The following is a 26402-nucleotide window of genomic DNA, read 5'->3' as shown; positions in this document are numbered from 1 at the left end:
GAACGCTCGAGGGCGCCGCACGCTGATGGCAGATCGCTGTCGAGAAGGCCCCGTCGATCGACGGGGCCTTCTCGCTTCCTCGGATCACACGAGGACGAGATTGTGCGACAGGGAAGGGTTCCTGACCTCGTCGGCGATCTGTTCCACCGCCACGAGAACGTCCATCGAGGGAGTGACTTTTCCCGAGAGATAAGAGTTCAAGCGCGTACGCGAGGTCCCCAGACGATCAGCCAGTTCTGCTTGCGTCATCCTGGTCCCTCGATAAGCTCTGCGAAGCCGAGAGAGGGCGATCTCCGACGGCGCCGCGTCGGCCTCCTTGAGCGCCGCGTCCAGCAGAACAACAGTCGAACGCGACTCGGCCGCCGCTCGCGCCTCCTGAAAGATCACTCGCAACGCAGGATCAACGGCGACCGCGGAGACGAGCTTGCGCCAATCCGCCGCGTAGCCGCGGTCGATCGCTGCGAGCATGCCTTCGAAACCCCACTCCTCGACGGGGTCGGCCGGGGTCGCATCGATATTGCGAAAGCGCAGGGGCATCGCGAATCCTTTCGTTCTCAGATCATGCGGACGGCGATACGCCGGCATTCGCCGACGACCTCCTCCCAGTCCTGCCAGCGGGCGACCAATCCCTTGTAGGAACCAAGATCGGCGATTCGCGTCCGGTCTCTCGGGGCAGGATCGGCAAGTTGGCGCGCAAGCTGTGTCTGGACGGGATGATCCTCCGGGTGAGTCGAATCGCTGTAGTAATCGTCTATCCGTGCGAGCACGGATCCAACCAGAACCGCGCCGAAACGTCCGGACAACGCCGCAACGTCCAGATAGTCACGCATCTGATTGCGCTTCACGATCAGATACCCCTTGATGCGCACGATCTCTTCCAATGTCGGAACGGTGATCTCGGCGCCGGAACGCAGTCGAACCCGATGGACCTCCAGAGCACGCGTGCGGATCAGCTGACGAACACTGGCCTCGATTCCGCCCAGTTCTCCAAGGATGATCTTCCCCGGTGTCGCTCTGTTGAGCACGAAATCGCCATCTCGATCCAGCGCATCGAGAACGACATCGAAACGATCGCGCAGATCGGAGAGCACGTGATCATGGTCGGTGGACATCCGGCGCCTGGCGTAATATGCCGCGACCGAACCTCCGACCAAGACCGCGTCGGGGACGAGCCGCTGCAGCCGCGCTGCAGACTCGAGCACCTCCTCAAGACCCTCCGGGAACTCGTCCGCATCCAGCATTTCTTGAGTGTATCACTTCCGATACACCTAAGAAACGGGATGCCGGAAAGAGAAAAGCCCTCGCCTGAAGAAACAGGCGAGGGCTCATCGCTCCCCGGCTTGGACTCGAACCAAGAACCTGCCGGTTAACAGCCGGCTGCTCTGCCAATTGAGCTACCGAGGATCATCCTCTGCTGCCGAAGCAACTCCACTAGCTTAGCAAACTCCACGGGCTCCCCAAGACACCGGAGGGCGATTCCGCTCCCCGGGAGTGTCGTGTTCAACGCTTCGAGTCGGCCTCGGCGTTCGGCACCCAGAGCAGGTCGTCGCCGACGCCCCTTGCGACCACGTGCCCGCCGCGCAGCATCAGCGTCTCGGCGTTGAGCTCGCGGATGAACGCCGCGTCGTTCGTGACGAGGAGGGCTCCCATCCCCTGATCGCGTCGACGACGGGTGATCGCGTCGAAGACGACCGGCCGGACCTCCAGGTCGAGGTTGGCGAGCACCTCGTCGGCGATGAGCACCTTCGGTTCGAGCACGAACGCCCGCGCGATCGCGACGCGCTGCCGCATGCCGGCGCTGAGCTCGTAGGGGAACTTCGCCGCCGTGCCGAGCGGCAGGTGCAGCTCGTCGAGCAGCGTCGCAACACGGATCGACAGCGCCTTTGCGTTCACGCGCTTCTCGCGGATGAGGATCGGCTCCGCGATGACCTCGTTGACCGTCAGGCTGGGCGGGAGATCGGCGCCAGCCCCTTGCGGGACGAACCCGCTCAGGTAGGTCAGCTCCCTGTGGCGCCGACCGGGCTTTCGCACATTCACGCCGCAGACCACCGCGGTGCCGCCGACGATCCGCACCGAGGGATCCGTCGACCCTGCCAGCGCGGCGACCAGCGTGGACTTCCCCGACCCGGTGGGACCGGCCACGCACAGCAGCGCCCCCGGCGCGACCGCGAAAGACACGCCGTCGACGGCGCGGGTCGGATTGCCGTGGCCCAGCCGATCGATGACGAGGTCCGAGCAGTCGATGACGTTCGGGGACGGCGGCCTGCGAGACATGCGTCCATCCTCCCCCGAACCCGTGGGGCGCAGCGGTTACGACTCGGTGAAGCGCCGACGTTCCAGATCGATGTCGCGCAGGCGGACGCGCAGCGCGCGCCCCCCGTCTGAGTCCGCGGGCACGCGCTGGACCGCTCCGAGCAGCTCCTGCTTCTCGCGCTCCAGGCTCCGCACGATGAGTCGCCGGGCGAGGTCGGTCGTCGAGGCCACTGCGCCCTCCTCGTCCCGTGCCGGGAAGTTCCGCATGAGCAGCTCGCCGCCCAGCGCCCGGTACGGCTCGCGCACGCTGTTCACGGCGTCCGTGACCCACCCGGCCCTGGTGCGGTCGGGGACGGCGGCGATCGTCTCGCGAACGGCATCCAGGGCGGGATGCCGGAAAGGATGCTCCAAGGCACGGTTCAGCAGCGTCGGATCCACCTGATGGCCGTACTGCAGCGCCCCGGTGAGCGCATCCCGTTCGAGGGCGACGTCGGCGGTCCGCGGCAGGCTCGCCAGCGTCACCGGCGCCAGGGCCGGCGTCCCGGCGGGTCCCTCGGAGGAGGCCTGTGGCGCCTGCTCTCGTGCGGATGCCTGCCGCGAGGCTCCGCGGGCGGCACGCTCGACCTCCGCGCGCACCTCCGTCGGATCCATGCCGAGGCGACGGGCGAGCACGCGCTCATAGCCGGGGCGCAGCAGGCGATCCCTGATCTCCGCGACGATGGGAGCGGCGGCGCGCAGGGCGCCGACCTGCCCCTCCACGGTCGACAGATCGAATCCCGCGAGCTTGCGATCGATCGCGAACTCGAACATCGGCACCTTCGCGTCCATGAGCCCCCGCACGGCCGCATCGCCGCGCTGCAGCCGCAGATCGCAGGGATCGAGTCCGTCCGGCGCCACCGCGACGAAGGTCTGCGCGTTGAAGCGGTCGTCCTCGGTGAAGGCGCGCAGGGCGGCCTTCTGCCCCGCCTCGTCGCCGTCGAAGGTGAAGACGACCTCGCCGGCGGCGGAGTCGTCTCCCATCACACGCCGCAGCACCTTGATGTGCTCGGTGCCGAACGCCGTCCCGCAGGTGGCGATCGCGGTGGTCACGCCCGCGAGGTGGGCGGCCATGACGTCGGTGTAGCCCTCGACCACCACGACCCGGCGCGGATCGCCCCGCGAGATGTCGCGCTTGGCGAGATCCAGGCCGTAGAGCACCTGCGCCTTCTTGTAGATCGGCGTCTCGGGCGTGTTCAGGTACTTCGGGCCCTGATCGTCGTCGTAGAGCTTGCGCGCGCCGAAGCCGATCGTCTGCCCCGTGACGTCGCGGATGGGCCAGACCAGGCGCCCGCGGAACCGGTCGTACACGCCGCGCTGCCCCTGGGAGACGAGGCCGGCGGCGAGGAGCTCCTCGCGCGTGAATCCCTGGGAGCTCATCGCCTTGAGCATCCCATCCCAGCCGCGGGGCGCGTATCCGACGCCGAAGTGGGCGGCGGCGCCCGCGTCGAACCCGCGCTCGCCCAGGAAGCGCCGGCCCGCCTCCGCCTCCTGCGAGAGCAGCTGACCGCGGAAGAACTCCGCCGCCGCCGCGTTCGCCGCGTACAGCCGGCTGCGCCCGCTCGTCTCGGGCGCGGCCCCGCCGTCCTCGTAGTGCAGCGTGTAGCCGAGCCTTCCCGCGAGCCGCTCCACGGCCTCCGTGAAGCTCACGTGATCCATCTCGCGCAGGAAGGAGTAGACGTCGCCCGACTCGCCGCATCCGAAGCAGTGGTAGTAGCCCACCTGCGGCCGGACGTGAAAGCTCGGGCTCTTCTCGTCATGGAAGGGGCAGAGCCCCTTGAGCGAGCCGACGCCGGCCGACTTCAGCGCGACGCGCTCCCCCACGATGTCGGCGATGTTCGTCCGGGCCTTGACCTCGTCGACGTCGGCCTGACGGATCCGGGGCATCAGACCGCCCCTTCGGTCGCTGTCCGCGGGACGACGTGCGCGCGCGCGCCGTGCCGCGCGTGCCGAGGCGTCCAGATCCCGACCTCGGCGGGATCGATATCCCCGATCAGCCGGCCATGCCAGTCCAGCGCCGTCTGATCGGTGAGGCTCGCGATCTGGTCCACGACCACGCGGGCCCGCTCGGCATCCGTCCCCGCAGCGAGGAAGTCCGCGGCGAAGGCCGGCTCGAGCACGTCGGCGCCGGCCACCCACAGCGCGTCCGTGGACCACAGCGCGTCTGCGAGCCGCTTGAGCACGCGGCGCTGCTCCTTGTAGAAGCCACGGCGCGCATCGATCGTGACGATCGCCTGGCCCATGATGCCCTTGAGCACCGCGATCTCCGTCTCCACCACGCGCGGGACCACGACGTGGGCGTTGTAGCGCGCCAGCGTCGGCCCGCCGTATGCGGCACGCGTCTCGGTCACGGCGGCTCGCGCGAAGCGGCCGATGAGGTCGCTCGTGAGGTTCTTGAGGCCGGCGAGGTCCCGACGGGAGCGATCGAAGGAGCGCAGCCACATCGCCTGCGAGGAGAGCCGGTAGAGCGCATCGGCGAGCTCGTCGCGGGTGAAGTCGTAGCCGACCCATTGCTGCACACGACTCAGAAGCGCCTCGTGCTGAGCGGGGTCGGAGAGCTGGGCGACGTCGAGGTAGCCGTTCACGATGGCGTCCTCGAAGTCGTGCACCGAGTAGCCGATGTCGTCCGACAGGTCCATGATCTCGGCCTCGATGCAGCGCAGCCGACCGGGAGCTCCATCGCGCATCCAGCGGAACACGGCCTCGTCCTCCGGGTACACGCCGAACTTGAGCCGTCCGCCGGGATCGGGCACCGGGTTGTCGACCGTCCACGGGTACTTGCAGGCGGCGTCGAGGCTGGCGCGCGTCAGGTTCAGCCCGACGGAGTGCTCGTCGTCGTCGAGCACCTTCGCCTCGAGGCGGGTGAGGATGCGCAGCGACTGGGCGTTGCCCTCGAAGCCGCCGATGTCCTCCGCCCACTCGTTCAGCGCGCGCTCTCCGTTGTGGCCGAACGGCGGATGCCCGAGATCATGGCTCAGACACGCGGTGTCCACGACATCGGCGGAGACGCCGAGGGCCACGGCGAGCTCGCGCCCGACCTGCGCGACCTCCAGCGAGTGTGTGAGGCGGTTGCGGGCGAAATCGGCCGTGCTGGCGGGACTGAGGACCTGGGTCTTCGCAGCGAGGCGGCGGAGGGCGGCCGAATGGAGCACCCTGGCCCTGTCGCGGGCGAAGTCGTCGCGCTCGGAGCGATGCGTCTCGGCGAAGAAGCGCTCCGTGTCGTGCGCGCCGTAGCCTTCAGCCGCCACTGTTCTCGATCTCCGCTCCCCGCAGCATCTCCTGCGTCTCGGATGCCACCTCGCGGGAGTCGAGCCATCTGTCCGGCAGTGCGGGGCGCTTCGGGTGCCCGGCTCGGCCGCGCTGCCCCTCGGCATCCGCCCCGGGATACGGCGCCGAGCGGTCGAGCTCGCCGAGCAGGTCGTCCATCTGCGCGAGGCTCTCGACCTTGGCGAGGGCCGTGCGCAGCTCGCCGCCGACCGGGTACCCCTTGAAGTACCAGGAGACGTGCTTGCGGATGTCTCGGCATCCGCGGTCCTCGTCCTCGAAGAACTCCACGAGCAGGTCCGCGTGTCGGCGGAACGCGTCGGCGACGAAGCCGAGCGTGGCGTCCACCGGATGCGACTCGGCGCCGAAGGCCGCGGCCAGGTCGCCGAACAGCCATGGACGTCCGAGGCATCCGCGGCCGACGACGACGCCGTCGCAGTCCGTCTCCGCCATCATCCGGACGGCGTCCTCGGCGGACCAGATGTCTCCGTTGCCGAGCACGGGGATGCTGGTGACGGCCTGCTTGAGCTCGCCGACGGCATTCCAGTCGGCATGCCCGGAATAGAACTCGCTCGCGGTGCGCGCGTGCAGGGCGACCGCGGCGGCCCCGGCGTCCTCGGCGGCACGACCCGCCTCGAGGAAGGTGAGGTGATCGCGATCGATGCCCTTGCGCATCTTCACCGTCAGCGGGATGTCGCCGGCCGCCTTGACCGCCTGATCGACGATGTCGGCGAAGAGTCCGGTCTTCCAGGGCAGCGCCGCTCCCCCGCCCTTACGCGTGACCTTCGGCACCGGGCAGCCGAAGTTCAGATCGATGTGGTCGGCGTGGTCCTCGGCGACGATGATGCGGACGGCCTCGGCGATCGTGGCGGGATCGACGCCGTAGAGCTGGATGGAGCGGGGCGTCTCCGACTCGTGGTGGCGGATGAGACGCATCGTGACCTCGTTGCGCTCGACCAGGGCCCGTGAGGTGATCATCTCGCTGACGTAGAGTCCCGCGCCGTACTCGCGGCACAGCCGCCGGAACGCGGTGTTCGTGATGCCGGCCATCGGCGCAAGGACCACGGGCACGTCGATGTCGATGGGGCCGATGCGCAGCGGACGGGCAGGAGCGGGAGCGAGAGTCATATCCCCCTCATTCTCCCATCGACTCGGCCCTCCGCGGCGCAGCGCGTCATAGGCTGTGGAGTATGAGCGATGCGAGCCTCCGTCAGATCCCGTTCACCGACGCCGCAGGCGCCACGAAGACCCTCGACGACTACGGCGCCGATGTGCTGCTCGTGGTCAACGTGGCCTCCAAGTGCGGTCTCACTCCGCAGTACGAGCAGCTCGAGGAGCTCCAGCAGACCTACGCGGAGCGCGGCTTCAGCGTCGTCGGCTTCCCGTGCAACCAGTTCATGGGGCAGGAGCCCGGGTCGATGGAGAAGATCCTGGAGTTCTGCTCCACGACCTACGGCGTGACGTTCCCCATCAACGACAAGATCAAGGTCAACGGGCGAAACGCCACCGACCTCTACAAGGAGCTCAAGAAGGCGCAGGACACCGCGGGGCACGCCGGCCGCGTCGAGTGGAACTTCGAGAAGTTCCTCGTCCTCCCGGACGGCTCGGTGCGGCGCTTCCGCCCCAAGCAGAAGCCGGACGACCCCGAGATCGTCTCGGCGATCGAGAACGCGCTGACGCGCTGAGCCGCCGTCAGCGCGGGATCCCGTGCCGCCTGGCGTACTCGCTCGGCACGATCCCGTACTGGCGTTTGAACGCGCGCCGGAACGCGGAGGGGCTGCGGTAGCCGACGGCGGGCGCCACCGAGCCGAGTGCCTTCCGGCCGCTCAGCATCGCTGCGGCGATCTCCATGCGACGCCGGCCGCGCCAGTGCTGCGGCGACATACCCGTCTCCGCGATGAAGACGCGTTCGACGGTCCGCGGTGAGACATGGTGCTCGGCGGCGAGCTCCGCGATCGAACGACCATCGGCCGGCTCGTCGCGGAGACGCTCGGCGATCGCGCGGGCATAGTCCGTCGACGGCATCGGAAGTCCTGTGGGCGGCACCGTGCGGTCGCGCAGCATCCGGATCAGCCTCCGCTCGAGATCCACATCGGGCCTGATGATCGAGTTCTGCATCTGCAGCAGCGCGAGGATGACGGTTCGGAGCTCGCCGTCGACGGCCACCCAGGTGGGCTCGGCGAGCACGCCGACCGGCTGCAGCCTCGGGTCCAGGTGCAAGGGCAGGACGACGGAGTCGGCGTCCACGTCGATCGCGTGAACCGTGCCCGCGGGGATCCACAGACCGTGTCCGGCGAGCAGCCGCCTGGTCGTCCCGTCCAGGATGCAGGTGGATGCGCCCCGCGCCTGCCACAGCAGCACCGCACGCTCGGCGTGCACGCGCTCGGCCACGGACACCGCGGGAATTCCCATGGATCCGGATGCCCGGCCCGCCGTTTCCGTCCGTGATGCGGCCATCCCGCCTCCTCCTGTCGTGTCCGGGGCGCACGCTGTCGTTTTCGGCACCCCTCAATTAGGCTACCCTCACCTAACGTTGAGAGCTGTGCCTCGACGGCCGCGCCCGACCCGAACCGGGCGCCGGGAGAAAGAAGACCATGAACAGCATCACTCGTGCACGCTCCGGCGCCCTCGGCGCGCTCGTGCTGGCCGGAGCCCTCGCCCTCAGCGCATGCTCCGCGACGACCACACCCTCGACGACCTCCCCCACGGGCGACGAGTCCGACAGCGGCCTTCCCGCCGCCGAGGGGACCACGAGCTACCCGCTCGAGCTCGGCTCGCCGTGGGGGACGACGACGCTGGAGCAGCGCCCCGAGCGGATCGCCGCCATCACCCCTTCGCAGGACGACGTCGAGGCGCTCGCCGCCCTCGGCGTGACGCCGGTGCTCGCCAACGAGTACTCGACGGACGCCTGGGTGGAGCGCGCATTGACCGAGGAGATCCCCGAGCGATACAGCTCGGCGGACACCAGCTTCCCCGTCGAGCAGATCGCCGCCGCGGATCCGGACCTCATCGTCGTCCTCGGCGCGGATGTCAGTGCGGAGTACGACAAGCTCGCCGCCATCGCGCCCGTGCTCAGCACCGCGGAGTCGAGCGCCGGTGAGCAGTCCGTCGCGAACGACTGGGAGAAGACGCTCACCGCCATCGGCGAGGCGCTCGATCTGCAGGCGGCCGCTCAGGACGCGCTGGACGCCGAGGAGCAGTTCTTCGAGGACTTCCGGGCCGAGCACCCGGAGTTCGACGGCCTCACCGCGTCCTACGTCGTCTACTACGGCGCGGAGTCCGGGCTGCAGTACCACTCCACCGAGGGGAGCCCTGCCGGAGGCGTGCTCGCGGAGATGGGCTTCGCTCCCAACCCGAACGCCGCGGAGCTGGAGTACCGCGGCGTCGTGAGCAACGAGATGCTCTCGACCATCGACGCGGATGTGATCATCTTCTCCGACAACTCCGACGGAGCGTATGCCGAGGTGACGGATTCGCCGCTGTTCCAGAATCTCGCCGCGGTTCAGGACGAGCACCTCATCCTCATCGACAACAGAGCCGCCGACGGCGTGTTCGTCATCGACGGCGTCGAGCACGAGGGCAACCTGCCCTGGGCGCTCGCACGCAGCGGACCGCTCTCCGCGACCTGGGCCGCCGAGCAGCTCGCCCCCGCGCTGGCGGATGCCCTCGCGGAGTGACGATCGCACGATGAGGACGGCCCCGACCGCGTCCAGAGGTGCAGCCGCGCCCGGCCCGGCGCTCCCCCGACGTGCGGTCGGGGCCGTCCTCCTCCTCGTCGGGCTGGCGCTCGCGTTCCTGCTCAGCCTCGCGGTCGGCGCGAACCCGCTCGCACCGGAGCAGGTGTGGCAGGGGCTCATCCACCCGGACGCGAGCGAGGCGTCGATCATCGTGTGGACGGAGCGGATGCCCCGGACGCTCCTGGGCGTCCTCGTCGGCATGGCGTTCGGCGTCGCCGGCGCCCTCATCCAGGCCATGACGCGCAACCCGCTCGCCGACCCCGGCATCCTCGGCGTGAACGCCGGGGCCGGATTCGCCGTGACGCTCGGCGTCGGGCTGCTCGGGCTCTCCGGGATCTCCGGCTACATCTGGTGGGCGTTCCTCGGAGCGGCCGGAGCCACGGTGCTGGTGTACGTGATCGGATCGCTCGGGCGCAGCACCTCCCCCGTGACGATGGTCCTCGCCGGCGTCGCCCTCGGGGCGGTGCTCGGCGGGATCTCCACGTTCCTTACCCTGCTCGACGAGGACACCTTCCGCTCCGTGCGCGGCTGGGGCGTCGGATCCATCGCGCGCACGAGCATCGGGGACACGCTGAGCATCCTGCCCTTCCTCGCGGCCGGCCTCGTGCTCGCCGTCGTCCTCTCCGGTTCGCTGAACGCCGTCGCCCTCGGCGACGACCTCGCCGCCTCGCTCGGCACGGATGTGCGTCGCACGCGCATCCTCGGCGTCGTCGCGGTGACGCTGCTCGCCGGCGGCGCCACCGCCTTGACCGGAGGCATCGCCTTCGTGGGGCTGATGGTCCCGCACGTCGTCCGGTGGTTCACCGGACCCGATCAGCGCCGGATCATCCCCGGCAGCGCCGCGGCCGCCGCCGTCCTCCTGCTCGTCTCCGATGTCATCGGGCGCGTGGTCGTCCGCCCCGGAGAGATCGAGGTCGGCATCGTCACCGCCGTCGTCGGCGCGCCGGTGCTCATCGCGCTGGTCCGGCGCAGGAAGGCGAGCGGGCTATGAGCGTCCCCTCCGCGCCGGTCGACTTCGGCTATCGCGTGCGGCGCGTGCGATCGCCGCTGCTCTCCGGACGTGTCGGCCTCCGGCTCGCCGTCGCGAGCGCCACCCTGTTCCTGCTCGCCGCCGGCATGGCCTTCGCCGCGCTCTTCCTCGGCGACTACCCCCTGACGCTGGGCGACGTCTCCGCCGCGCTCACCGGCCGGGCCGATGCGTTCATCACGATGATCGTGATCGAATGGCGGATGCCCATCACCATCGCGGCCGTGCTCTTCGGGGCGCTTCTCGGGATCGGCGGTGCGATCTTCCAGTCGCTCACGCGCAACCCCCTGGGGTCGCCGGACGTGATCGGCTTCGACGCAGGCTCGTACACCGCCGTCGTGCTGGTGATGCTCGTGTTCGGCTCGCAGGCGACCTGGTCCGTCGCGGGCGCCGCCATCGCCGGAGGGCTGGCGACGGCGATGGTCGTGTACCTCCTCGCCTACCGACGCGGCGTGCACGGCTTCCGACTCATCATCGTCGGCATCGCCGTCTCGGCGATGCTGGGCTCCGTCAACGCATACCTCATCACCCGGGCAGACATCGACGACGCGATGCAGGTCGGCTTCTGGGGAGCGGGCTCGCTCAGCCGCGTGTCCTGGCCGACGCTCGCGCCGTCGCTCTCGATCGCCGCGTTCATCGCGATCGCGGTCATCCTGCTCGCCCCGTCGCTGCGCTCGCTGGAGCTCGGCGACGACGCGGCCATCGCCCACGGGACGCGCGTGGGCGCGGCCAGGCTCGCGCTGCTCGTCGTCGGCGTCGCCACGACCGCTCTGGTGACCGCCGCCGCGGGCCCCATCGGGTTCATCGCGCTGGTCGCCCCTCAGCTGGCCCGCCGCATCACGAGGACCGCCGGCGTCCATCTGCTCAGCGCCGCCGCCATGGGCGCCGCCCTCCTCAGCGCGGCGCACCTGCTGTCCCAGACCCTCGCGGTGCTGTACCGACCGGTTCCGGTGGGACTGCTCACCGTCTGCGTCGGCGGCATCTATCTGATCGCCCTCCTCGTCCGTGAAGCCCGTGCCCAGTCAGGAGCACCCCGTTGACCGCATCCGAGACGCCTGCCCTGCTCGCCGAGGGGATCACCGTCGGCTACGACAGACGGACCATCTCCGACGACCTGACCATCGGCATCCCGCACGGATCGTTCACCGCGATCATCGGCCCCAACGGCTGCGGCAAGTCGACCCTGCTGCGGACCTTCGCCAGGGTCCTGAAGCCCACGGCCGGGGACGTGCTGATCGACGGCTCCTCCCTCCGCTCCGTGCCGACGAAGCAGCTCGCGCGCAGGATCGGCCTCCTCCCGCAGACCTCGCTCGCGCCGGACGGCATCCGCGTCGCAGATCTCGTGGCGCGCGGCCGCTCGCCGTATCAGTCTCTGATCCAGCAGTGGCGTCCCTCCGACGAGGATGCCGTCCGCGAGGCTCTGGCCGCGACCCGGCTGGAGGACCTGTCGGGGCGGCTCGTCGACGAGCTCTCCGGCGGGCAGCGGCAGCGCGCATGGGTCGCCATGCTCCTCGCCCAGCAGACGCCCGTCATGCTGCTCGACGAGCCGACGACGTTCCTCGACATCGCGCATCAGTACGAGCTGCTCGAACTGCTGCGCGGCTTGCATCTCGGGGGCAAGACCGTCGTCACCGTCCTGCACGATCTGAACCAGGCCGCCCGCTACGCCACCCACGTCATCGTGATGAAGGACGGCGCGATCGTCGGCTCCGGCGACCCGGCGGAGATCGTCACCGCGGAGCTCGTGGAGCACGTGTTCGGCCTGCCGTGCCTGGTGGTGACCGATCCGGTCACCGGCACGCCGATGGTGGTCCCCCGCGATCCACGGCATGCCCCGTCCGCAGCGTCGTCCGCCGAGGAGGATCCGCGATGAGCGCGTCCGCGGGCTCCGCGCGCTTCCCCGGCGACGGGATCCCCGTCCGCATCCACCGGGATCGGAGGGGAGGCGCCCATCGTGAGCGACGTCCGGCGCCGCGGCCGGACGACGCGGGGATGCCCAGAGTCGTCGGGCCCCTGGAGCAGGCCTGGGCGGACGCCGCCCGTCGGCCCGCCCTTCGCCGTCAAGCCCTCGAGCGGCCGAATCCCCTCATCGAACCCGATCCCGACGATCCCTCGCAGAGTCTGTGGACCTGGACGGTTCCTGCGGCGGACGCCACGACCGTGCTGCTGTGGACCAATCCCGTCTTCCCGCATGACGATGTCGCGAAGGCGGAGCTGACCCGGCTCGCCGACTCCGATCTGTGGACCATCTGCCTTCGGCTGCCCTCCGCCCTGCGCGCCTCGTACCGGATCGGCATACGGACCGACGAGGAGACACCGCCGTGGCGGAGCGCGGAAGGACGCCGCCCTGTCCTGCTCGCCGCGATGGCGGCGACGCACGAGGATCCGCGCGGCGTCGACAGGGTGACCGGCTCACGCGGCGCCGTGTCCTCCGTGGCGGCCGGTCCCCTCGCTCCCCGCGACCCCGTGCGACCGCGGGCGGCGGAAGGGCCCTCGGGGGGCCGCGTCGAGTCGATCGATCTGCCCCATGATGAACGCGCCTGGATCTACTCGCCCGTCGCTGCACCGGAGCCGACGCCTGCGCTCATCCTGTTCGACGGCGACGTCTGGCGCCACGAGCTGCCGCTTCTGCTCGACGCCGCGATCTCCGCCGAGCTGATCCCGCCACTGCACGTCGCGATGCTCGAGGCCGGTGACGCCGACCGGCGCTGGAACCGGCTGGGAGTCCCCGCGGGTCAGGTCGACACCGTCCTCGATGAGCTGCTGCCGCGGCTGCAGGAGAACGGGAACGTGCGCAGGGGCGGCGAGGACACGATCGTCGCCGGACAGAGCCTGGGCGGGATCGCCGCGCTGTGGACGATCGCACTCTCCGGCGGCGCCGTCGGTCATGCCATCGCCCAGTCGCCGTCGCTCTGGCGCTTCGACATGGCCGAGACGCTGCTCTCGGCCGCCGAGTGGCGGTCGGTCGACCTGCAGGCCGGCACTCGGGAGGGCGACATGCTCTCCGATGCGACGGCGCTCGCCGCGGCGCTGCGCGCCGACCCCCGCGCGAGCGAGCGGGCGGTGACGCTGTCCGCCTTCGAGGCCGGCCACGACTGGGCGGTCTGGCGGACGAATCTGATGCGATCGCTCGTCGCCCATCCGTGGGGAGGGCGAACGCCGGCTCAGGCCGCGGACTCGTCCTCCGGCGCGGTCTGACCGCGCTTGGCCCAGAGGTCCCGCAGCACGCTCTCGAAGGTGGCGGGCGGCTGCGCGCCGGAGATGCCGTACTGACCGTCGATGACGAAGAAGGGCACGCCCTGGATGCCGTATGCCTGGGCCTGCGCCTGATCCTGGCGGACGGCGGGGAGGAAGCGCTCGCTCTCCAGCGCCGCGCGGGCCTCCTCGGCGTCCAGCCCCACCTCGACGGCGAGCTGGACGAGGTCGTCGATGCGGCCGATGTGCTTGCCCTCGGTGAAGTAGCCGGACATCAGCCGCTCCTCCATCTCGTGCTGCAGGCCCTTCGCCTTGGCGTGGTGGAGCAGCTCGTGGGCCTTCACGGTGTTGGTGTGCTGAAGGAGGTCGAACCGGTACTCGAGGCCCGCCTCGCTCGCCACGCCCGTGACACGGTCGAGCATCTGCTGGACCTGCTCGCGCGGCATGCCCTTGTGCCCCGACAGGAAGTCGACCTCGTCGCCGTGGAAGTCGACCGGAGTGTCGGGCGAGAGCTCGAAGGAATGGAAGGTGACGACGACCTCGGGGACATCGTCATCACCGGCGACGGCTTCGAGCCCCTTCTCGAGATTGCGCTTGCCGATGTAGCACCACGGGCAGGCGATGTCGGACCAGATGTCGATCGAGATGGGTTCGCTCACACCTTCGGCAACGCCACGGCACGAGGATGTATTCCGTTGATAGCATCTCCGGATGCTCTCCATCGCCGACGCCGTCTCGTTCCGGCCGGAGCGGATCCTCATCGCCGGGGTGTCCGGCGCGGGCAAGACCACGTTCGCGACACGCCTTTCCGCGGTGCTCGACCTCCCGCGGCACGAGTTGGACGCGCTGCACCATGGTCCGAACTGGACGCCGCGTCCGGAGTTCCTCGACGAGGTCCGCGCGTTCGCGTCCGCGGAGCGCTGGGTCACCGAGTGGCAGTACACCGCGAAGGGCGTGGACGCGGTCCTCCCGCCCCGCGCGCAGCTGGTCGTCTGGCTGGACTATCCCCACCGCATCGTGCGGGCGAGGCTCTGGCGGCGGACGCTCGCGAGGAGCATCCTGCGCCGTCGGCTCTACAACGGCAACGTGGAGCCGACGCTGTGGAAGCTCGCCACGACCGCCGAGCCCGCGGAGAACGTGCTGCGCTGGCAGACCGCGACGCTCGAACGCTGGCGCGAGCGGATGCCGGGCTATGCCGCGCAGTTCCCGCACCTGACGATTCTCCGGCTGACGCATCCACGTGAGGCGCGCCGCTGGCTGCGCTCACTCCGGGGGCCGACACGCCACCTGTAGGACAGCACCGACTGTTTCGGCCGGCATCCGGCGCGTCGGCCCCCCGAGCCGCAGTGCCCCGGACCTCAGGCAGGGGCGTCCGGCGCATCGACGGCCCCGCCGAAGCGGCGGTCGCGCGAGAGGTAGACGCCGATGGCCCGCCACAGCTCCTCGCGGGAGAAGTCCGGCCAGAGCGTGTCGAGGAAGACCATCTCGGCATAGGCGGACTGCCAGAGCAGGAAGTTGGAGGTGCGCTGCTCCCCCGAGCTGCGCAGGAACAGGTCGACGTCCGGCACGTCGGGGACGTACAGGTGCCGACGGATCGTCTTCTCGGTGATCGCCTTCGGCCTCACCCGCCCCGCCGCCACATCGGCGGCGATCTCGCGGAAGGCGTCGACGAGCTCGACACGGCCGCCGTAGTTCACGCACATCGTGAGGGTGAGGACGTCGTTGCCGCGGGTGAGCTGCTCGGCGTACTGCAGTTCCCTGATGACGGATCCCCACAGCCGCGGCTTGCGCCCCGCCCAGCGCACGCGCACGCCCCATTCGTTGAGCTGATCGCGGCGACGGTGCAGCACGTCGCGGTTGTAGCCCATGAGGAACCGCACCTCCTCCGGGGAGCGCGCCCAGTTCTCCGTGGAGAAGGCGTACACGCTGAGGTGCTTCACACCCGCCTGGATCGCCCCGGCGACGACATCCAGCAGCACCTCCTCGCCGGCCTTGTGCCCCTCGATGCGGCTGAGCCCTCGGCGGTTGGCCCATCGGCCGTTGCCGTCCATGACGATCGCGACGTGCTCCGGCACCTTCGGGAAGGCGGGCGGGTAGAGCCCCGTCCAGTCCAGCGGGCGGAACGCCACGGCGTCCTTGTGCGTGTACGGCCTCGGGCTCACCGCGGTCCTTCCAGATGGGCGAGCGAGCGGATGCCGCGCTCGAGGTGCCATTGGGCGTAGGCGGCGATGACGCCGGATGCGGCGGCGGCATCCGGCGTCGATGCCTTGTCGATCGCCTCCCACTCCCCGGCGAGGAGCGAACGGAGCAGTGCCAGCGTGGACGCCGCGATGCGCGGGCTTCCGGCCGGGGCGTCGTCGTCGCACACCGCGCCGCCGAGCTGGCCGACGAAGCTCGTGTGCGGACCGGCCCTGCCGCAGCGGGCGCAGTCGGAGAGGGAGGGGGCCCAGCCGGACAGCGCCATGACCCGGAGCAGATAGGAGTCCAGGATGCTGCGCGCCGCATGCTCCCCGCGGGAGAGGGCGCGCAGGCCGCCGACGAGCAGCAGGTACTGGTCCGGCGTCGTCTCGGCGTCGCTGAGCCGGTCCGCGGTCTCGACCATGGCGCTGGCCGAGGTGAACCGGTCGTAGTGGACGGCGATGTCCGTGCCGTAGGAGCCGAGGGACTCGGCCTGCTGGACGATGTCCAGGGAACGCCCCTGATACAGCTGCACATCGGCGACCATGAAGGGCTCGAGCCTGGCGCCGAACTTCGAGGAGGTGCGCCGGACGCCCTTGGCGACCGCCCGCACCTTGCCGTGCCGCCGGGACAGCATCGTCACGATGCGATCCGCCTCCCCGAGCTTGTGGGTGCGCAGGATCACCGCTTCATCTCGATAGGTGGGCACTGTCCGATTATCCTCCGGTCACGGGAGAATGGATGCGTGACCGAACCGCTCTTCTCCATTCCGCTATGGGCCGATCTGCTCGGCGTCGGGCTGGGCGGCGTCCAGGGCGCCCTGTTCGCCTCCGGGTTCCAGGGTCAGCGACGCCTCGATCTGCTCGGCGTCGCCATCATCGGCATCCTCATCGGGATGGGCGGCGGGCTCATCCGCGATCTGCTGCTGGGACAGCCCCCGGCGACGCTGCAGAACAACTGGTATCTGGTCACCGCCGCCGGGGCCGCCATCCTCGGCATGCTTCTGGCAGGCCTGCTGAACCGGGCGAACGCCGTCATCGTGGGTCTCGATGCCGTCGTCATCGGCATGTTCGGTGCTTTTGGCACCAGCAAGGCACTGGGTCTGGGGGTTCCCCCTGTGCCCGCGGTCTTCATCGGCGTGTGCGCCGCCGTGGGCGGCAGCGTCCTGCGCGACGTGATCATGGGACTGCCCGTGGCGATCATGCACGTCGGGTCGCTCTACGCGGTCGCCGCCGGCCTGGGCTGCACGGTGATCGTCGCCGTCTCCTCCTTCGGCGTCGATGTCGTCACGGCGAGCGTGATCGGGATCGTGGTCACCGCCGTCATCCGCGTGCTCGCGGTGGTCTTCGACCTCTCGCTGCCGGAGCAGCGCCGCCTGCACCGCCGTCGCGTGGAGGCCGAGACCGGGACGATCCCGATCGTCAAGCCCTGACCCTCATCGAGACTGCGACACCACGCCGAAACCGCAGCGATACGGCGCTGTCTCGGCGTGGTGTCGCAGTCTCGCGCTCAGACGGCGGCGAGCTCCGCGGCGAGTGAACGCGCGCGGATCGAGCGGTTCACCGCCGACACGATGGCCTTGAGGCTGGCCGTCGAGATGTCGCCGTCGATGCCGACGCCCCAGAGCCGGTCGCCCTCCACCTGCAGCTCGACGTAGGCGGCGGCCTGCGCGTCCCCGCCGGTCGAGAGCGTGTGCTCCACGTAGTCGTAGAGGGAGATGTCGAAGCCGCGCGAGCGGATCACCTCGAGGAACGCGGCGATCGGCCCGTTCCCGTGCCCGATCTCGTCGGACGCCGTGTCGCCGTCGCGCAGCCGGACGCTGAGCTCGACGTCTCCGGTCATCTCGCTCGAGGTCTTCGTGGCCAGCAGCTCGAAGCGGCCCCACTTGTCCGCGACCTCCGCGGACGGCAGGTACTCGTCGCTGAAGATCGACCAGATCGCATCGCTGGTGATTTCTCCGCCCTCGGCATCCGTCATGGCCTGCACGACGCCGGAGAACTCGATCTGCAGCTTGCGCGGCAGGTCGAGCGAGTGGTCGGCCTTCAGCAGGTACGCGACGCCCCCCTTGCCGGACTGCGAGTTGACGCGGATGACCGCCTCGTACGACCGCCCGAGGTCCTTGGGGTCCACGGGCAGGTACGGCACAGCCCACTCGATGTCGTCGACCGTGACGCCCTTCTCGGCCGCCGTCGCCTCCATCGCCTCGAAGCCCTTCTTGATCGCGTCCTGATGAGATCCGCTGAAGGCCGTGAAGACGAGGTCGCCCGCCCAGGGGCTGCGCTCCGGCACGGGCAGCTGGTTGCAGTACTCGACCGTGCGCTTGACGTGGTCGATGTCGCTGAAGTCGATCTGCGGGTCGATCCCCTGGGTGAACAGGTTGATGCCCAGCGCCACCAGGTCGACGTTGCCGGTGCGCTCCCCATTGCCGAACAGGCATCCCTCGATGCGATCGGCGCCGGCCATGTAGCCGAGCTCGGCCGCGGCGACCGCAGTGCCGCGATCGTTGTGCGGGTGCAGGGACAGGATGACGTTCTCGCGGTGGTTCAGGTGACGGCTCATCCACTCGATGGAGTCCGCGTAGACGTTGGGCGTCGCCATCTCGACGGTCGCGGGCAGGTTGATGATGACCTTGCGGTCCGGGGTCGGCTCGAGCACCTCGAGCACCTGGTTGCAGATGTCCACCGCGAACTCCAGCTCGGTGCCCGTGTAGCTCTCCGGCGAGTACTCGTAGAAGACCTGCGTCCCTGGAACGGTCTTCTCGAACTCACGGCACAGACGTGCGCCCTCCAGCGCGATGTCGACGATGCCCTGCCTGTCGGTGCGGAAGACCACCTCGCGCTGCAGGATGCTCGTGGAGTTGTACAGGTGCACGATGGCCTGCTTCGCACCGGCGATCGCCTCGTAGGTGCGCTTGATCAGGTGCTCGCGCGCCTGGGTCAGCACCTGGATCGTGACGTCGTCCGGGATGAGCCCTTCCTCGATGAGCTGACGGACGAAGTCGAAGTCCGTCTGGCTGGCCGAGGGGAAGCCCACTTCGATCTCCTTGTAGCCCATGCTCACGAGCAGGTCGAACATGATGCGCTTGCGCTCCGGCGACATCGGATCGATGAGGGCCTGGTTGCCGTCGCGGAGGTCGACGGCGCACCAGCGGGGCGCCTCGGTGATGGTCGCGGACGGCCAGGTGCGGTCCGGGAGGTCGACGGCGATCAGCTCGTGGAACGGCCGGTACTTGTGGATCGGCATCGAGGACGGGCGCTGGGTGTTCTGCATGATGGGCTTCTTCTCTTCGTCAGGATGATCGGGCCAACACAAGCGCCGCGACGAGGAAGGCCCCAGGTATCAGGACTCGTCGCGGCAGCTAAGAAGAAGCAGACCGCCGAATGGCATAGCGCCATGCTAGCAGGGCCGGGCGGATGCTTCGACCACACCTGAGACGATCGCTCCGGCGTGGACACTGAGGAGCATGAGCAGAATGCACGGTCGATCGATCGCCCTCACCGCCGCACTCGTCGGAATGCTCGCGTCGGCCGGGTGCGCGATGTCCCCCGGATCCCAGGCTCCGGCGAGCTCCGACGCGCCTGCGGGGCAGAGCCTCGGATCCCTCCTTCCCGGCGCCCCGGAGGGCGAGGTGCGGGCCACGGGCACGATCATGGACGTCGCAGGGACGGTCGAGCTGTGTCTCGGCGCGGTGGCGGAGTCCTATCCCCCGCAGTGCGGCGGAGTCCCCGTCAAGGAGTGGAGCTGGGAGGGAGTGGACGGCAGCGAGCAGGTCGACGAGGTGCGCTGGGGTTCCTACGCCGTGACCGGCCTCTTCGACGGGACGGCCTTCACCGTCACGCAGTCCCCCGTCCTGCTCGCCCTGTACGACCCGATGCCCGTGGAGGACCCCACCGGCGGGGAGCCGGGGACGACCGACGAGGCGCGCCTGAACGAGATCGTGGACGACATCGGCGTGCGTCTCGCGGACTCGCGAGAGCTGTTCCTGGGCGCCTATCCCGACAACGGCTATGTCTGGATGGACGTGCTCTGGGACGACGGCACCCTGCAGCGGGCGGCGGACGACGACTTCGGAGCCGAGGTCGTCGTCGTCCGGTCGGCCCTTCAGCCCGTCGGCTGACGCGCCGTCACGGGATCAGGGCGATCTTGCCGCCGGGATGCCCCTCGGCGAGGAAGGCGAGCGCCTGCGGCGCCTCGGCCAGAGGATACGTCCTCGCGACCGGGACGAGGAGCCTGCCCTGCGCCGCGAGATCGACGAGCCGTCCGCGGATGCCGTCGCGGAATCGTGCGCTCTCGGGGAGCGCCCCTGCGATCCACCGGAACCCCTCGGACTCGGCGCGCCCTGCCGCGGCGATCGTCACGATGCGCGAACGGTCCGGGATCAGCTCCAGGGAGACGTCGACGGCCTCGCCTGTGCCGACCGCGTCCAGCGCCGCGGCGAGCGATCCTCGGACCTCGGCGCGCACGCGATCCGCCAGCCCGGGCCCGTATGCGACCGGGGTGCCGCCGAAACAACGCACCTCCTCGAAGCGGGAAGGGCTCGCGGTCCCGATGACGCGGATGCCCGCCAGCGCGGCCTGCTGCAGGACGCTCACGCCGACCGCTCCGGAGGCGCCGTGGAGGAGGATCGTCTCCCCCTTCGCGGCGCCGGTCGCCGCGATCATCTCGGCAGCCGTGGTCCCGGCGAGCAGAAGGTTCGCCGCCGCGGCCGGCGGCAGCGCCTCCGGCCGGTGGAACGCCTTCTCCGCCGGGAAGGTGAGCTCCGTGGCGTATCCTCCCGAGACGCGGAACGCGAGCACCTCATCCCCCACCGACGCCGGCCCGGAGCCGATCGTCGTGTCCGGGCCGATCGCCGTGATGACGCCTGCGACCTCATAGCCGATGGCGATCGGCAGGGCGACCCCTGCTCGAGGCGCGGCGACGTGCTTGGCGTCCGCGGGGTTCACGCCCGCGGCCTGGACACGGATCGTGACCTCGCCCCTGCGCGGAGCCGGAACGTCGTGATCCACCAGGCTCCAGGCGTCCGGCGTGCCCCATTGGGAGGCGATCCAGTGCTTCGCCATCGCGGATCAGGAGACGCAGGTCACGCGGCTGACGGTGCCGTACACGTTGACGTAGTGCCCGGCGTTCGCCGTGCCGCGCACGGTCGTCCCGTACCTGGCCTGCGCGTACCCGCTCGAGCGGGCGTCCGCGACCGACCGGACAACGAACGACCCGACCGGGAAGGAGGTGTCGCAGGCGGTCCAGCTGAGCCGGGAGCCGGCGGTCGCGGCCTGGCTGAAGGCGCACACGCGCCCGCTCGGACAGGCGCCGACCGCCGCCAGAGCGCTCGCCGAGCGCGCCGTCGCGATCCTCGCCGAAGAACTCGCCGACGAGGACGGGACGACGAGATCCATGCCCAGCTCCGGCCACACCGCGTGCGTCTCGCTGAGCACGACGCCGCCCGGGATCGCCTCCAGCATCTCGAGGATGGCGGGGTCGACCCGTTCATCCTCGGAGGCAGAGGCGGCAGGGGCCGTCAGCAGGGCGCCGAGGGCGAGCAGTGCAGCGGCGAGTGCCGCCGCGAGAGAGCGTTTCATTCCGGTATCCCTTCGTCGAGGTCCCACAGGCGGTAGCTGACCACCGCGCCCGCGGGGATGATCCCGTCACCCTCCGTCTGCTCCGTCTCGACCCCCACGATCCGCCCCGTCTGCTGCGAGAGGAGCACCGTGTCCGAGACTCCCCGCTCCGCCTCCACGCGTACGGCGTCCACGGGCCGCCCGAGCCGGTCGGTCGTGGACCCGAGCATCTCCACACCTCCGCGCGACACCAGGTAGTCGAGGAGCCGCGCATGCTGCACGTCCGTCAGCGTCCACTGATCGAGCGCGGTGAACAGCGCGATCATCACGTCTCCCGAGGACGGATCGGCCGGCATCCCGAACGCTCTGAGCATGGCGACGACGTCATCCGTCGACTCGCCGGGGGGCTGCACCACAGGCGTGTTGAACTGTCCCGGCTCGAACTCCATGTCCACGAGGACCTCGTCCCCCGGCACGGCCTCCGCCTGCTCGGCGCCCACGTCGGACGGCCAGTAGGCCTCCCCCGCCAGCACCGTCAGACCGCCCGAGAAGTCCTCGTTCCACGTGAGCGTCGTCCACTGCGGCACGATCTCCGAATGCTGTTCGTCGACGTCCACGGCCAGCGACCAGGTCACGGACTCGACCTCGCGCACCGGCGTCTCGGGACCGGCGCCGTCCGCGAGCAGCGCGTCCGCGCGAGCGATCACGTCCTCGACCGATCCGGCATCCGTGAACACGAGCGGCATCGGCGTGACGGCGACCGCCGCCCCTCCCGGCGCGACGATGCCGAGGACCACGACCGCCCCGGCGACGGCCGCCGCGGCGACGCCCGCCCAGGCAGCTTTCCGCGAAACGCCGCGCCGCCGCTGCGGACGAGGGGCGTCGGCGATGATCTGCCGGCGCATCCGCCGTGCGGCGTCATCGGGTCGCGCGTCCCTCGGAGTCCGCGCCGGATTCGCCTCGACGAGCAGACGGGTCAGCTCATCGTCATCCAACATCGTCACCACTAGCCCCGCCCTCCAGTTCGGCGCGCAGCTTCTCCCGCGCCCGCCGCAGCGTGGCGCGCACCGCCCCCGGTCTTCTGCGCATCGCTTCTCCGGCCTCCTCGATGGAGAGACCGTCCCAGTACATCAGGACGACGATCCTCCGCTCCGGCTCGGTGAGCCTCGCCATCGCGCGGATGACATCCTGACGCCCGACACTACTCGCATTCGACCCGCCCGTCACGACATTCCTGTGCACGGCGTCCAGTGCAGGGGCACGCACCGGTCCTCTCCGGCGCCGGCCGCTGAGGACGCCGTCGGAGAGCCGCAGCAGCCAGGGAAGCCCGCCAGGGCGGCTCGGCCTCAGCCGCTCCCAGGCGAGCTGGAAGACCTCGGCGACCACTTCGTGCACCTCGGGGTCCGACTCGATGTAGCACTCCGTGTGACGCGCGACGGCCGACCAGGAGCTCGTGAAGATCTGGTCGAAGACGCGGCGCCGGGTCGCCTCGCGTTCCGCCGAGCGCGCGCTCAGAATCCCAGCCGCCCGAGCTGCTTGGGATCGCGCTGCCACTCCTTCGCGACCTTGACGTGCAGGCCGAGGAACACGCGCGTTCCCAGCAGTTCCTCGATGCCGGCTCGCGACCGCGCGCCGACGTCCTTCAGCCGGCTCCCCTTGCGCCCGATGATGATCGCCTTCTGACTGTCGCGCTCGACGACGATCTGGGCGTGCACATCGGTGAGGTCGCCGTCCGGACGTGCGGAGACGTCGTCCACGACGACCGCGATCGAGTGCGGGAGCTCGTCGCGGACGCCTTCCAGTGCCGCCTCGCGGATGATCTCGGCGATGCGGTCCTCGGTGGACTCGTCCGTCGTGATCCCCTCCGGATACAGCGCCGGGCCCTCCGGCATGAGCCCGACGATCTCATCGGCCAGCACGTCCAGCTGCTCGCGGGTGAGTGCGGAGAGCGGGATCACGGCCGCCCAGTCCTCCCGCAGCGCGTCGACCTCCATCAGGCGCTCCGTGATCTCGTCGCGCGCGGCCGCATCCGTCTTCGTCACGATCGCGATCTTCTTCGCCCGCGGGTAGCCGTCGAGGGAGGCCGCGATGCGGCGATCGCCCGGCCCGACCTTCTCGGTCGCCGGCACGCAGAACCCGATCACGTCGACGTCGCCCAGGACCTGCTCTACGAGGTCGTTGAGGCGCTCGCCCAGCAGCGTGCGGGGCTTGTGGATGCCGGGGGTGTCCACGATCACCAGCTGGCCGTCGGGACGGTTGAGGATGCCGCGGATGGCGCGCCGCGTCGTCTGCGGCTTCTCGCTCGTGATCGCGATCTTCTCGCCGACGAGCGCGTTGGTCAGAGTGGACTTGCCGACGTTCGGCCGTCCGACGAAGGTCACGAACCCGCTGCGGATGGTCTCAGTCATGATCGTCTCCTTCGTCGTTCGGCGCGCGCTCCACGAACACGGTCGCGATTCCGCGGCCACGACCGCGGGACGCTCCGCCTGTCAGGATCAGGGAATCCACCACCGCGGTGGCCCCCGGCTGCGGCACCTGACCGAGCGCCTTGCCCAGCAGCCCGCCGATCGAGTCGACGTCCTCGTCGTCGAGCTCCCGCCCGAACAGGTCGCCGACGTCCTCCAGGGGCAGACGGGCGCTGACGCGGTAGCGCCCGTCGCCGAGCTCCACGACCTCGGCGGGTCCGTGATCGTACTCGTCGGCGATCTCGCCGACGAGCTCCTCGATGAGGTCCTCGAGGGTCACGAGGCCCGAGATGCCGCCGTGCTCGTCGATGACGAGGCAGACGTGCACCGCGTCCCGCTTCATCTGCTGCAGCAGCGTCTCCGCCCGCATCGACTCCGGCACGAACGTCGCAGGGCGGGCGATCGGCCGGACAGGGACTCCACGCCAGGCGTTCTCGTCGCGGTAGGCGAACTGCACGAGGTCCTTGAGGTAGAGCACGCCGACGACGTCGTCGGCCTCGTCGTCGACCACCGGCATGCGCGACACGCCGCGGCTGAGGAAGAGCCCCATCGCCTCGCTCGTGGTCGCCGTGGCGTCGACCGTCACCATCTCGGTCCGCGGCACCATCACGGCGCGCACGAACTGGTCGGTGAAGTCGAACACCGAGTGGATGAGGTCGCGGTCGTCCTCCTCGATGAGATCGTTCGAGGCGGCTTCGTCGACCATGCTGAGCAGCTGGTCCTCGCTCGTGAAGGTGCTGCGGCCCGCCCCGGGCGTCACCCGGTTGCCGAGCGCGACGAGGCCCTGGGCGAGCGGGCCGAGCAGGATGCGCAGGCCGCGTACCAACGGGGCACAGGCGCGCAGCAGCCCCGGTGCACGCCGACGCCCGACCGAGCGGGGACTCGCGCCGACGAGCACGAACGTGATCCCCGTCATGAGCACCGCGGCGGCGAGCATGGCCCACCAGATATTGCCGATCAGGTTCGTGAAGGCGACCGTGACGAGCACGGCGGCGGTGGTCTCGGAGAGGATGCGGATGAAGGCGACGGCGTTGACGTGCACGTCCGGGTCGGCCGCGATCCTGCGCAACGAGAGCGCGTTGCGCCCCTGCTCGCCGAGCTCTTCCAGATCCGAGCGCGACGTGACGCCGAACGCCGCGTCGATGGACGACATCAGGCCGCCGGCCGCCACCAGCAGCACGGCGGCGACCAGGAGCAGAGTCTCGGTCATCGGCCGCGTTCGGCGCGGGCGAAGCCTGCGATCAGCTCCTTCTGCAGTCCGAACATCTCACGCTCCTCGTCGGGTTCGGCATGGTCGTAGCCGAGCAGGTGCAGCAGGCCGTGCGTGGTGAGCAGGATCAGCTCGTCCATCAGCGAATGGCCTGCCGCCTGGGCCTGGGACTCGGCGACCTGCGGGCAGAGCACGATGTCGCCGAGAAGCCCGGGAGGAGTCGGCCGGTCCTCCGTGCCAGGACGCAGCTCGTCCATGGGGAAGCTGAGCACATCGGTCGGGCCGGGCTCGTCCATCCACTGCACGTGCAGCGCCTCCATGGCGCCCTCGTCGACCAGGACGATCGCGACCTCGGCATCCGCGCTGACGTGCAGCTGCGCGAGGTTGCGGTCGGTGAGCCGCTGCAGCACGGTCTCGTCGACGTCGATCGCCGACTCGTTGTTGATCTCGATCATGCGCGTCCTCGCTTCGGCATCCGATCCCGTGGTCCTTGCAGCGGCGACCTGCGCTCGGCGCGATTGGCGAACTCGGCCGCCTGCTCGCGTTCGTGTCGCGCCGCGGTGCGCTGCTCGTCGTACTCGCTGTACGCGTCGACGATGCGTCCGACCAGAGAGTGGCGGACGACGTCCTCGCTCGTGAGCCGCGCGAAGTGGATGTCCTCGATGTCCTTGAGCACGCGCGTCACCAGCCGCAGACCGGAGGCTCCCTGCGGGAGGTCCACCTGGGTGATGTCGCCCGTGACGACCATCTTCGTTCCGAAGCCCAGTCGCGTCAGGAACATCTTCATCTGCTCCGGTGTGGTGTTCTGCGCCTCGTCGAGCACGACGAAGGAGTCGTTCAGGGTCCGTCCGCGCATGTAGGCGAGCGGTGCGACCTCGATCGTGCCGGTGGCCATCAGCCGGGGGACGATCTCGGGGTCCATCATCTCGTTGAGCGCGTCGTACAGCGGACGCAGGTAGGGGTCGATCTTGTCGTTGAGCGTGCCGGGCAGGAAGCCGAGCCGCTCGCCGGCCTCGACCGCGGGACGGGTGAGGATGATCCGGGTGACCTCCTTGCGCTGCAGCGCCTGGACGGCCTTCGCCATCGCGAGGTAGGTCTTTCCGGTTCCCGCCGGCCCGATGCCGAAGACGATCGTGTTCTCCTCGATCGCGTCGACGTACTCCTTCTGGCCGAGGGTCTTAGGACGGATCACCCTGCCACGCGTGGACAGGATCGCCTCGCCGAGCACCTCGCTCGGGCGCGGTCCGCCCTCCTGGCGGAGGATCCGCGCGGAGCTGGACACGTCGCTGGGCACGAGGTCGTGGCCTTCCTTCGTCATGGTGAGCAGCTCCTCCACCAGCCTCTTCGCCGCGGCGACGCGGGGCGCCTCGCCGGACAGTGTGATCTCGTTGCCCCGGACGAGCACCTGGACCTCGGGGTGCTCCTTCTCCAGCATCCGCAGCAGGCGGTCCTGCGGGCCCAGGACCCGCACCATGGCCACGC

At 70.0% G+C, this 26402-nt stretch carries 28 protein-coding genes and 1 tRNA gene; 9 read left to right on the top strand and 20 right to left on the bottom strand.

Annotated features, from left to right (window positions below; genetic code table 11):
* Positions 1-84 precede the first annotated feature (84 nt).
* The 7 genes from ACYVGQ_RS08755 to dusB all read right to left on the bottom strand — a co-directional run bounded on the left by ACYVGQ_RS08755 (position 85) and on the right by dusB (position 6681).
* Positions 85-537, bottom strand: a complete 453-nt coding sequence (locus ACYVGQ_RS08755; RefSeq protein WP_460784247.1) for a helix-turn-helix domain-containing protein — start codon at positions 535-537, stop codon at positions 85-87.
* A 17-nt stretch (positions 538-554) separates the two neighbouring features.
* The gene (locus ACYVGQ_RS08750) at positions 555-1241 is read right to left on the bottom strand and encodes a hypothetical protein (protein ID WP_460784246.1); all 687 of its coding nucleotides are present in this window, start codon (positions 1239-1241) and stop codon (positions 555-557) included.
* A gap of 90 nt (positions 1242-1331) precedes the next feature.
* Positions 1332-1404 (bottom strand) — tRNA-Asn (locus tag ACYVGQ_RS08745).
* A gap of 96 nt (positions 1405-1500) precedes the next feature.
* Positions 1501-2274, bottom strand: coding sequence for an ATP-binding cassette domain-containing protein (locus tag ACYVGQ_RS08740; protein ID WP_460784245.1), 774 nt, complete (start codon positions 2272-2274; stop codon positions 1501-1503).
* A gap of 36 nt (positions 2275-2310) precedes the next feature.
* On the bottom strand, positions 2311-4176 hold the full coding sequence (gene dnaG, locus ACYVGQ_RS08735) for a DNA primase (protein ID WP_460784244.1): 1866 nt from the start codon (positions 4174-4176) through the stop codon (positions 2311-2313).
* Positions 4176-5537: a deoxyguanosinetriphosphate triphosphohydrolase gene (locus ACYVGQ_RS08730; RefSeq protein ID WP_460784243.1), complete on the bottom strand. Its 1362-nt coding sequence runs from the start codon at positions 5535-5537 to the stop codon at positions 4176-4178. The genes dnaG and ACYVGQ_RS08730 overlap by 1 nt, the downstream gene beginning before the upstream one ends.
* Complete coding sequence (dusB, locus tag ACYVGQ_RS08725; protein ID WP_460784242.1) at positions 5527-6681, bottom strand: tRNA dihydrouridine synthase DusB; 1155 nt, start codon at positions 6679-6681, stop codon at positions 5527-5529. Before dusB ends, ACYVGQ_RS08730 begins: the two co-directional genes overlap by 11 nt.
* A gap of 62 nt (positions 6682-6743) precedes the next feature.
* On the opposite strand from dusB, the gene ACYVGQ_RS08720 reads away from it, so the two are divergent.
* Positions 6744-7238 (top strand): glutathione peroxidase, encoded by a 495-nt coding sequence (locus ACYVGQ_RS08720; RefSeq protein WP_460784241.1) that lies wholly within the window; start codon positions 6744-6746, stop codon positions 7236-7238.
* Positions 7239-7245: 7 nt separating this feature from the next.
* Here ACYVGQ_RS08720 and ACYVGQ_RS08715 read toward each other — a convergent pair whose 3' ends face one another.
* Positions 7246-8010 carry a helix-turn-helix domain-containing protein gene (locus ACYVGQ_RS08715; RefSeq protein WP_460784240.1) on the bottom strand — a complete coding sequence of 255 codons (765 nt, stop codon included), beginning with the start codon at positions 8008-8010 and terminating at the stop codon, positions 7246-7248.
* Between the two features lie 137 nt (positions 8011-8147).
* On the opposite strand from ACYVGQ_RS08715, the gene ACYVGQ_RS08710 reads away from it, so the two are divergent.
* The 5 genes from ACYVGQ_RS08710 to ACYVGQ_RS08690 are packed head-to-tail and all read left to right on the top strand — an operon-like array spanning position 8148 to position 13515.
* Positions 8148-9230 (top strand): ABC transporter substrate-binding protein, encoded by a 1083-nt coding sequence (locus tag ACYVGQ_RS08710; RefSeq protein WP_460784239.1) that lies wholly within the window; start codon positions 8148-8150, stop codon positions 9228-9230.
* Between the two features lie 10 nt (positions 9231-9240).
* Positions 9241-10281: a FecCD family ABC transporter permease gene (locus ACYVGQ_RS08705; RefSeq protein ID WP_460784238.1), complete on the top strand. Its 1041-nt coding sequence runs from the start codon at positions 9241-9243 to the stop codon at positions 10279-10281.
* Positions 10278-11357, top strand: coding sequence for a FecCD family ABC transporter permease (locus ACYVGQ_RS08700; RefSeq protein WP_460784237.1), 1080 nt, complete (start codon positions 10278-10280; stop codon positions 11355-11357). Before ACYVGQ_RS08705 ends, ACYVGQ_RS08700 begins: the two co-directional genes overlap by 4 nt.
* Positions 11354-12190 carry an ABC transporter ATP-binding protein gene (locus ACYVGQ_RS08695; RefSeq protein ID WP_460784236.1) on the top strand — a complete coding sequence of 279 codons (837 nt, stop codon included), beginning with the start codon at positions 11354-11356 and terminating at the stop codon, positions 12188-12190. Before ACYVGQ_RS08700 ends, ACYVGQ_RS08695 begins: the two co-directional genes overlap by 4 nt.
* On the top strand, positions 12187-13515 hold the full coding sequence (locus ACYVGQ_RS08690; protein WP_460784235.1) for an alpha/beta hydrolase: 1329 nt from the start codon (positions 12187-12189) through the stop codon (positions 13513-13515). The genes ACYVGQ_RS08695 and ACYVGQ_RS08690 overlap by 4 nt, the downstream gene beginning before the upstream one ends.
* Here ACYVGQ_RS08690 and ACYVGQ_RS08685 read toward each other — a convergent pair.
* Complete coding sequence (locus tag ACYVGQ_RS08685) at positions 13482-14171, bottom strand: DsbA family oxidoreductase (protein WP_460784234.1); 690 nt, start codon at positions 14169-14171, stop codon at positions 13482-13484. The two genes, ACYVGQ_RS08690 and ACYVGQ_RS08685, sit on opposite strands and share 34 nt — an antisense overlap.
* A gap of 52 nt (positions 14172-14223) precedes the next feature.
* Here ACYVGQ_RS08685 and ACYVGQ_RS08680 point away from each other — a divergent pair, with 52 nt between their 5' ends.
* The gene (locus ACYVGQ_RS08680) at positions 14224-14805 is read left to right on the top strand and encodes a P-loop NTPase family protein (RefSeq protein WP_460784233.1); all 582 of its coding nucleotides are present in this window, start codon (positions 14224-14226) and stop codon (positions 14803-14805) included.
* A gap of 65 nt (positions 14806-14870) precedes the next feature.
* On the opposite strand, the gene ACYVGQ_RS08675 is transcribed toward ACYVGQ_RS08680, so the two are convergent.
* Both ACYVGQ_RS08675 and recO read right to left on the bottom strand, forming a co-directional pair.
* Positions 14871-15674 carry an isoprenyl transferase gene (locus ACYVGQ_RS08675; protein ID WP_460784232.1) on the bottom strand — a complete coding sequence of 268 codons (804 nt, stop codon included), beginning with the start codon at positions 15672-15674 and terminating at the stop codon, positions 14871-14873.
* Entirely contained in the window at positions 15671-16399 is a 729-nt protein-coding gene (recO, locus tag ACYVGQ_RS08670) for a DNA repair protein RecO (RefSeq protein ID WP_460784231.1), read from the bottom strand. The genes ACYVGQ_RS08675 and recO overlap by 4 nt, the downstream gene beginning before the upstream one ends.
* Positions 16400-16435: 36 nt before the next feature.
* Between recO and ACYVGQ_RS08665 the strand changes: the two genes are divergently transcribed.
* A complete protein-coding gene (locus ACYVGQ_RS08665) occupies positions 16436-17122 on the top strand; it encodes a trimeric intracellular cation channel family protein (protein ID WP_460784230.1) in 687 nt (228 codons plus the stop codon).
* A 77-nt stretch (positions 17123-17199) separates the two neighbouring features.
* On the opposite strand, the gene leuA is transcribed toward ACYVGQ_RS08665, so the two are convergent.
* On the bottom strand, positions 17200-18960 hold the full coding sequence (leuA, locus tag ACYVGQ_RS08660; protein ID WP_460784229.1) for a 2-isopropylmalate synthase: 1761 nt from the start codon (positions 18958-18960) through the stop codon (positions 17200-17202).
* 193 nt (positions 18961-19153) lie between these two features.
* Between leuA and ACYVGQ_RS08655 the strand changes: the two genes are divergently transcribed.
* Positions 19154-19807, top strand: a complete 654-nt coding sequence (locus ACYVGQ_RS08655; protein WP_460784228.1) for a hypothetical protein — start codon at positions 19154-19156, stop codon at positions 19805-19807.
* Positions 19808-19814: 7 nt separating this feature from the next.
* Here the strand turns inward: ACYVGQ_RS08655 and ACYVGQ_RS08650 are convergent, their stop codons facing one another.
* From ACYVGQ_RS08650 to ACYVGQ_RS08615, 8 genes are read right to left on the bottom strand one after another with little or no spacing between them, the layout of a single operon-like run.
* Complete coding sequence (locus ACYVGQ_RS08650; protein ID WP_460784227.1) at positions 19815-20750, bottom strand: NADP-dependent oxidoreductase; 936 nt, start codon at positions 20748-20750, stop codon at positions 19815-19817.
* Positions 20751-20756: 6 nt separating this feature from the next.
* Entirely contained in the window at positions 20757-21266 is a 510-nt protein-coding gene (locus tag ACYVGQ_RS08645) for a peptidase inhibitor family I36 protein (RefSeq protein WP_460784226.1), read from the bottom strand.
* Positions 21263-22249: a hypothetical protein gene (locus tag ACYVGQ_RS08640; RefSeq protein ID WP_460784225.1), complete on the bottom strand. Its 987-nt coding sequence runs from the start codon at positions 22247-22249 to the stop codon at positions 21263-21265. Before ACYVGQ_RS08640 ends, ACYVGQ_RS08645 begins: the two co-directional genes overlap by 4 nt.
* Positions 22233-22799, bottom strand: coding sequence for an RNA polymerase sigma factor (locus ACYVGQ_RS08635; RefSeq protein WP_460784224.1), 567 nt, complete (start codon positions 22797-22799; stop codon positions 22233-22235). The genes ACYVGQ_RS08640 and ACYVGQ_RS08635 overlap by 17 nt, the downstream gene beginning before the upstream one ends.
* A complete protein-coding gene (gene era, locus ACYVGQ_RS08630) occupies positions 22757-23653 on the bottom strand; it encodes a GTPase Era (RefSeq protein WP_460784223.1) in 897 nt (298 codons plus the stop codon). The genes ACYVGQ_RS08635 and era overlap by 43 nt, the downstream gene beginning before the upstream one ends.
* Positions 23646-24920: a hemolysin family protein gene (locus tag ACYVGQ_RS08625; protein ID WP_460784222.1), complete on the bottom strand. Its 1275-nt coding sequence runs from the start codon at positions 24918-24920 to the stop codon at positions 23646-23648. Before ACYVGQ_RS08625 ends, era begins: the two co-directional genes overlap by 8 nt.
* Positions 24917-25375, bottom strand: coding sequence for an rRNA maturation RNase YbeY (gene ybeY / locus ACYVGQ_RS08620; protein ID WP_460784221.1), 459 nt, complete (start codon positions 25373-25375; stop codon positions 24917-24919). Before ybeY ends, ACYVGQ_RS08625 begins: the two co-directional genes overlap by 4 nt.
* Positions 25372-26394, bottom strand: coding sequence for a PhoH family protein (locus ACYVGQ_RS08615; RefSeq protein ID WP_460784829.1), 1023 nt, complete (start codon positions 26392-26394; stop codon positions 25372-25374). Before ACYVGQ_RS08615 ends, ybeY begins: the two co-directional genes overlap by 4 nt.
* Positions 26395-26402: the final 8 nt, after the last annotated feature.

Source organism: Microbacterium tumbae (assembly GCF_054780175.1).
Note: the sequence above shows the minus strand (reverse complement) of the source record. Positions and strands in the feature narration are given on the sequence as shown.

Excerpts from the sequence above, each read along its gene's own strand:
- ACYVGQ_RS08755 (WP_460784247.1), bottom strand. The coding sequence starts at position 537 with ATGCCCCTGCGCTTTCGCAATATCGATGCGACCCCGGCCGACCCCGTC.
- ACYVGQ_RS08750 (WP_460784246.1), bottom strand. The coding sequence starts at position 1,241 with ATGCTGGATGCGGACGAGTTCCCGGAGGGTCTTGAGGAGGTGCTCGAG.
- ACYVGQ_RS08740 (WP_460784245.1), bottom strand. The coding sequence starts at position 2,274 with ATGTCTCGCAGGCCGCCGTCCCCGAACGTCATCGACTGCTCGGACCTC.
- dnaG (WP_460784244.1), bottom strand. The coding sequence starts at position 4,176 with ATGCCCCGGATCCGTCAGGCCGACGTCGACGAGGTCAAGGCCCGGACG.
- dusB (WP_460784242.1), bottom strand. The coding sequence starts at position 6,681 with ATGACTCTCGCTCCCGCTCCTGCCCGTCCGCTGCGCATCGGCCCCATC.
- ACYVGQ_RS08720 (WP_460784241.1), top strand. The coding sequence starts at position 6,744 with ATGAGCGATGCGAGCCTCCGTCAGATCCCGTTCACCGACGCCGCAGGC.
- ACYVGQ_RS08715 (WP_460784240.1), bottom strand. The coding sequence starts at position 8,010 with ATGGCCGCATCACGGACGGAAACGGCGGGCCGGGCATCCGGATCCATG.
- ACYVGQ_RS08710 (WP_460784239.1), top strand. The coding sequence starts at position 8,148 with ATGAACAGCATCACTCGTGCACGCTCCGGCGCCCTCGGCGCGCTCGTG.
- ACYVGQ_RS08705 (WP_460784238.1), top strand. The coding sequence starts at position 9,241 with ATGAGGACGGCCCCGACCGCGTCCAGAGGTGCAGCCGCGCCCGGCCCG.
- ACYVGQ_RS08700 (WP_460784237.1), top strand. The coding sequence starts at position 10,278 with ATGAGCGTCCCCTCCGCGCCGGTCGACTTCGGCTATCGCGTGCGGCGC.
- ACYVGQ_RS08690 (WP_460784235.1), top strand. The coding sequence starts at position 12,187 with ATGAGCGCGTCCGCGGGCTCCGCGCGCTTCCCCGGCGACGGGATCCCC.
- ACYVGQ_RS08680 (WP_460784233.1), top strand. The coding sequence starts at position 14,224 with ATGCTCTCCATCGCCGACGCCGTCTCGTTCCGGCCGGAGCGGATCCTC.
- leuA (WP_460784229.1), bottom strand. The coding sequence starts at position 18,960 with ATGCAGAACACCCAGCGCCCGTCCTCGATGCCGATCCACAAGTACCGG.
- ACYVGQ_RS08655 (WP_460784228.1), top strand. The coding sequence starts at position 19,154 with ATGAGCAGAATGCACGGTCGATCGATCGCCCTCACCGCCGCACTCGTC.
- ACYVGQ_RS08650 (WP_460784227.1), bottom strand. The coding sequence starts at position 20,750 with ATGGCGAAGCACTGGATCGCCTCCCAATGGGGCACGCCGGACGCCTGG.
- ACYVGQ_RS08645 (WP_460784226.1), bottom strand. The coding sequence starts at position 21,266 with ATGAAACGCTCTCTCGCGGCGGCACTCGCCGCTGCACTGCTCGCCCTC.
- era (WP_460784223.1), bottom strand. The coding sequence starts at position 23,653 with ATGACTGAGACCATCCGCAGCGGGTTCGTGACCTTCGTCGGACGGCCG.
- ACYVGQ_RS08625 (WP_460784222.1), bottom strand. The coding sequence starts at position 24,920 with ATGACCGAGACTCTGCTCCTGGTCGCCGCCGTGCTGCTGGTGGCGGCC.
- ybeY (WP_460784221.1), bottom strand. The coding sequence starts at position 25,375 with ATGATCGAGATCAACAACGAGTCGGCGATCGACGTCGACGAGACCGTG.
- ACYVGQ_RS08615 (WP_460784829.1), bottom strand. The coding sequence starts at position 26,394 with ATGGTGCGGGTCCTGGGCCCGCAGGACCGCCTGCTGCGGATGCTGGAG.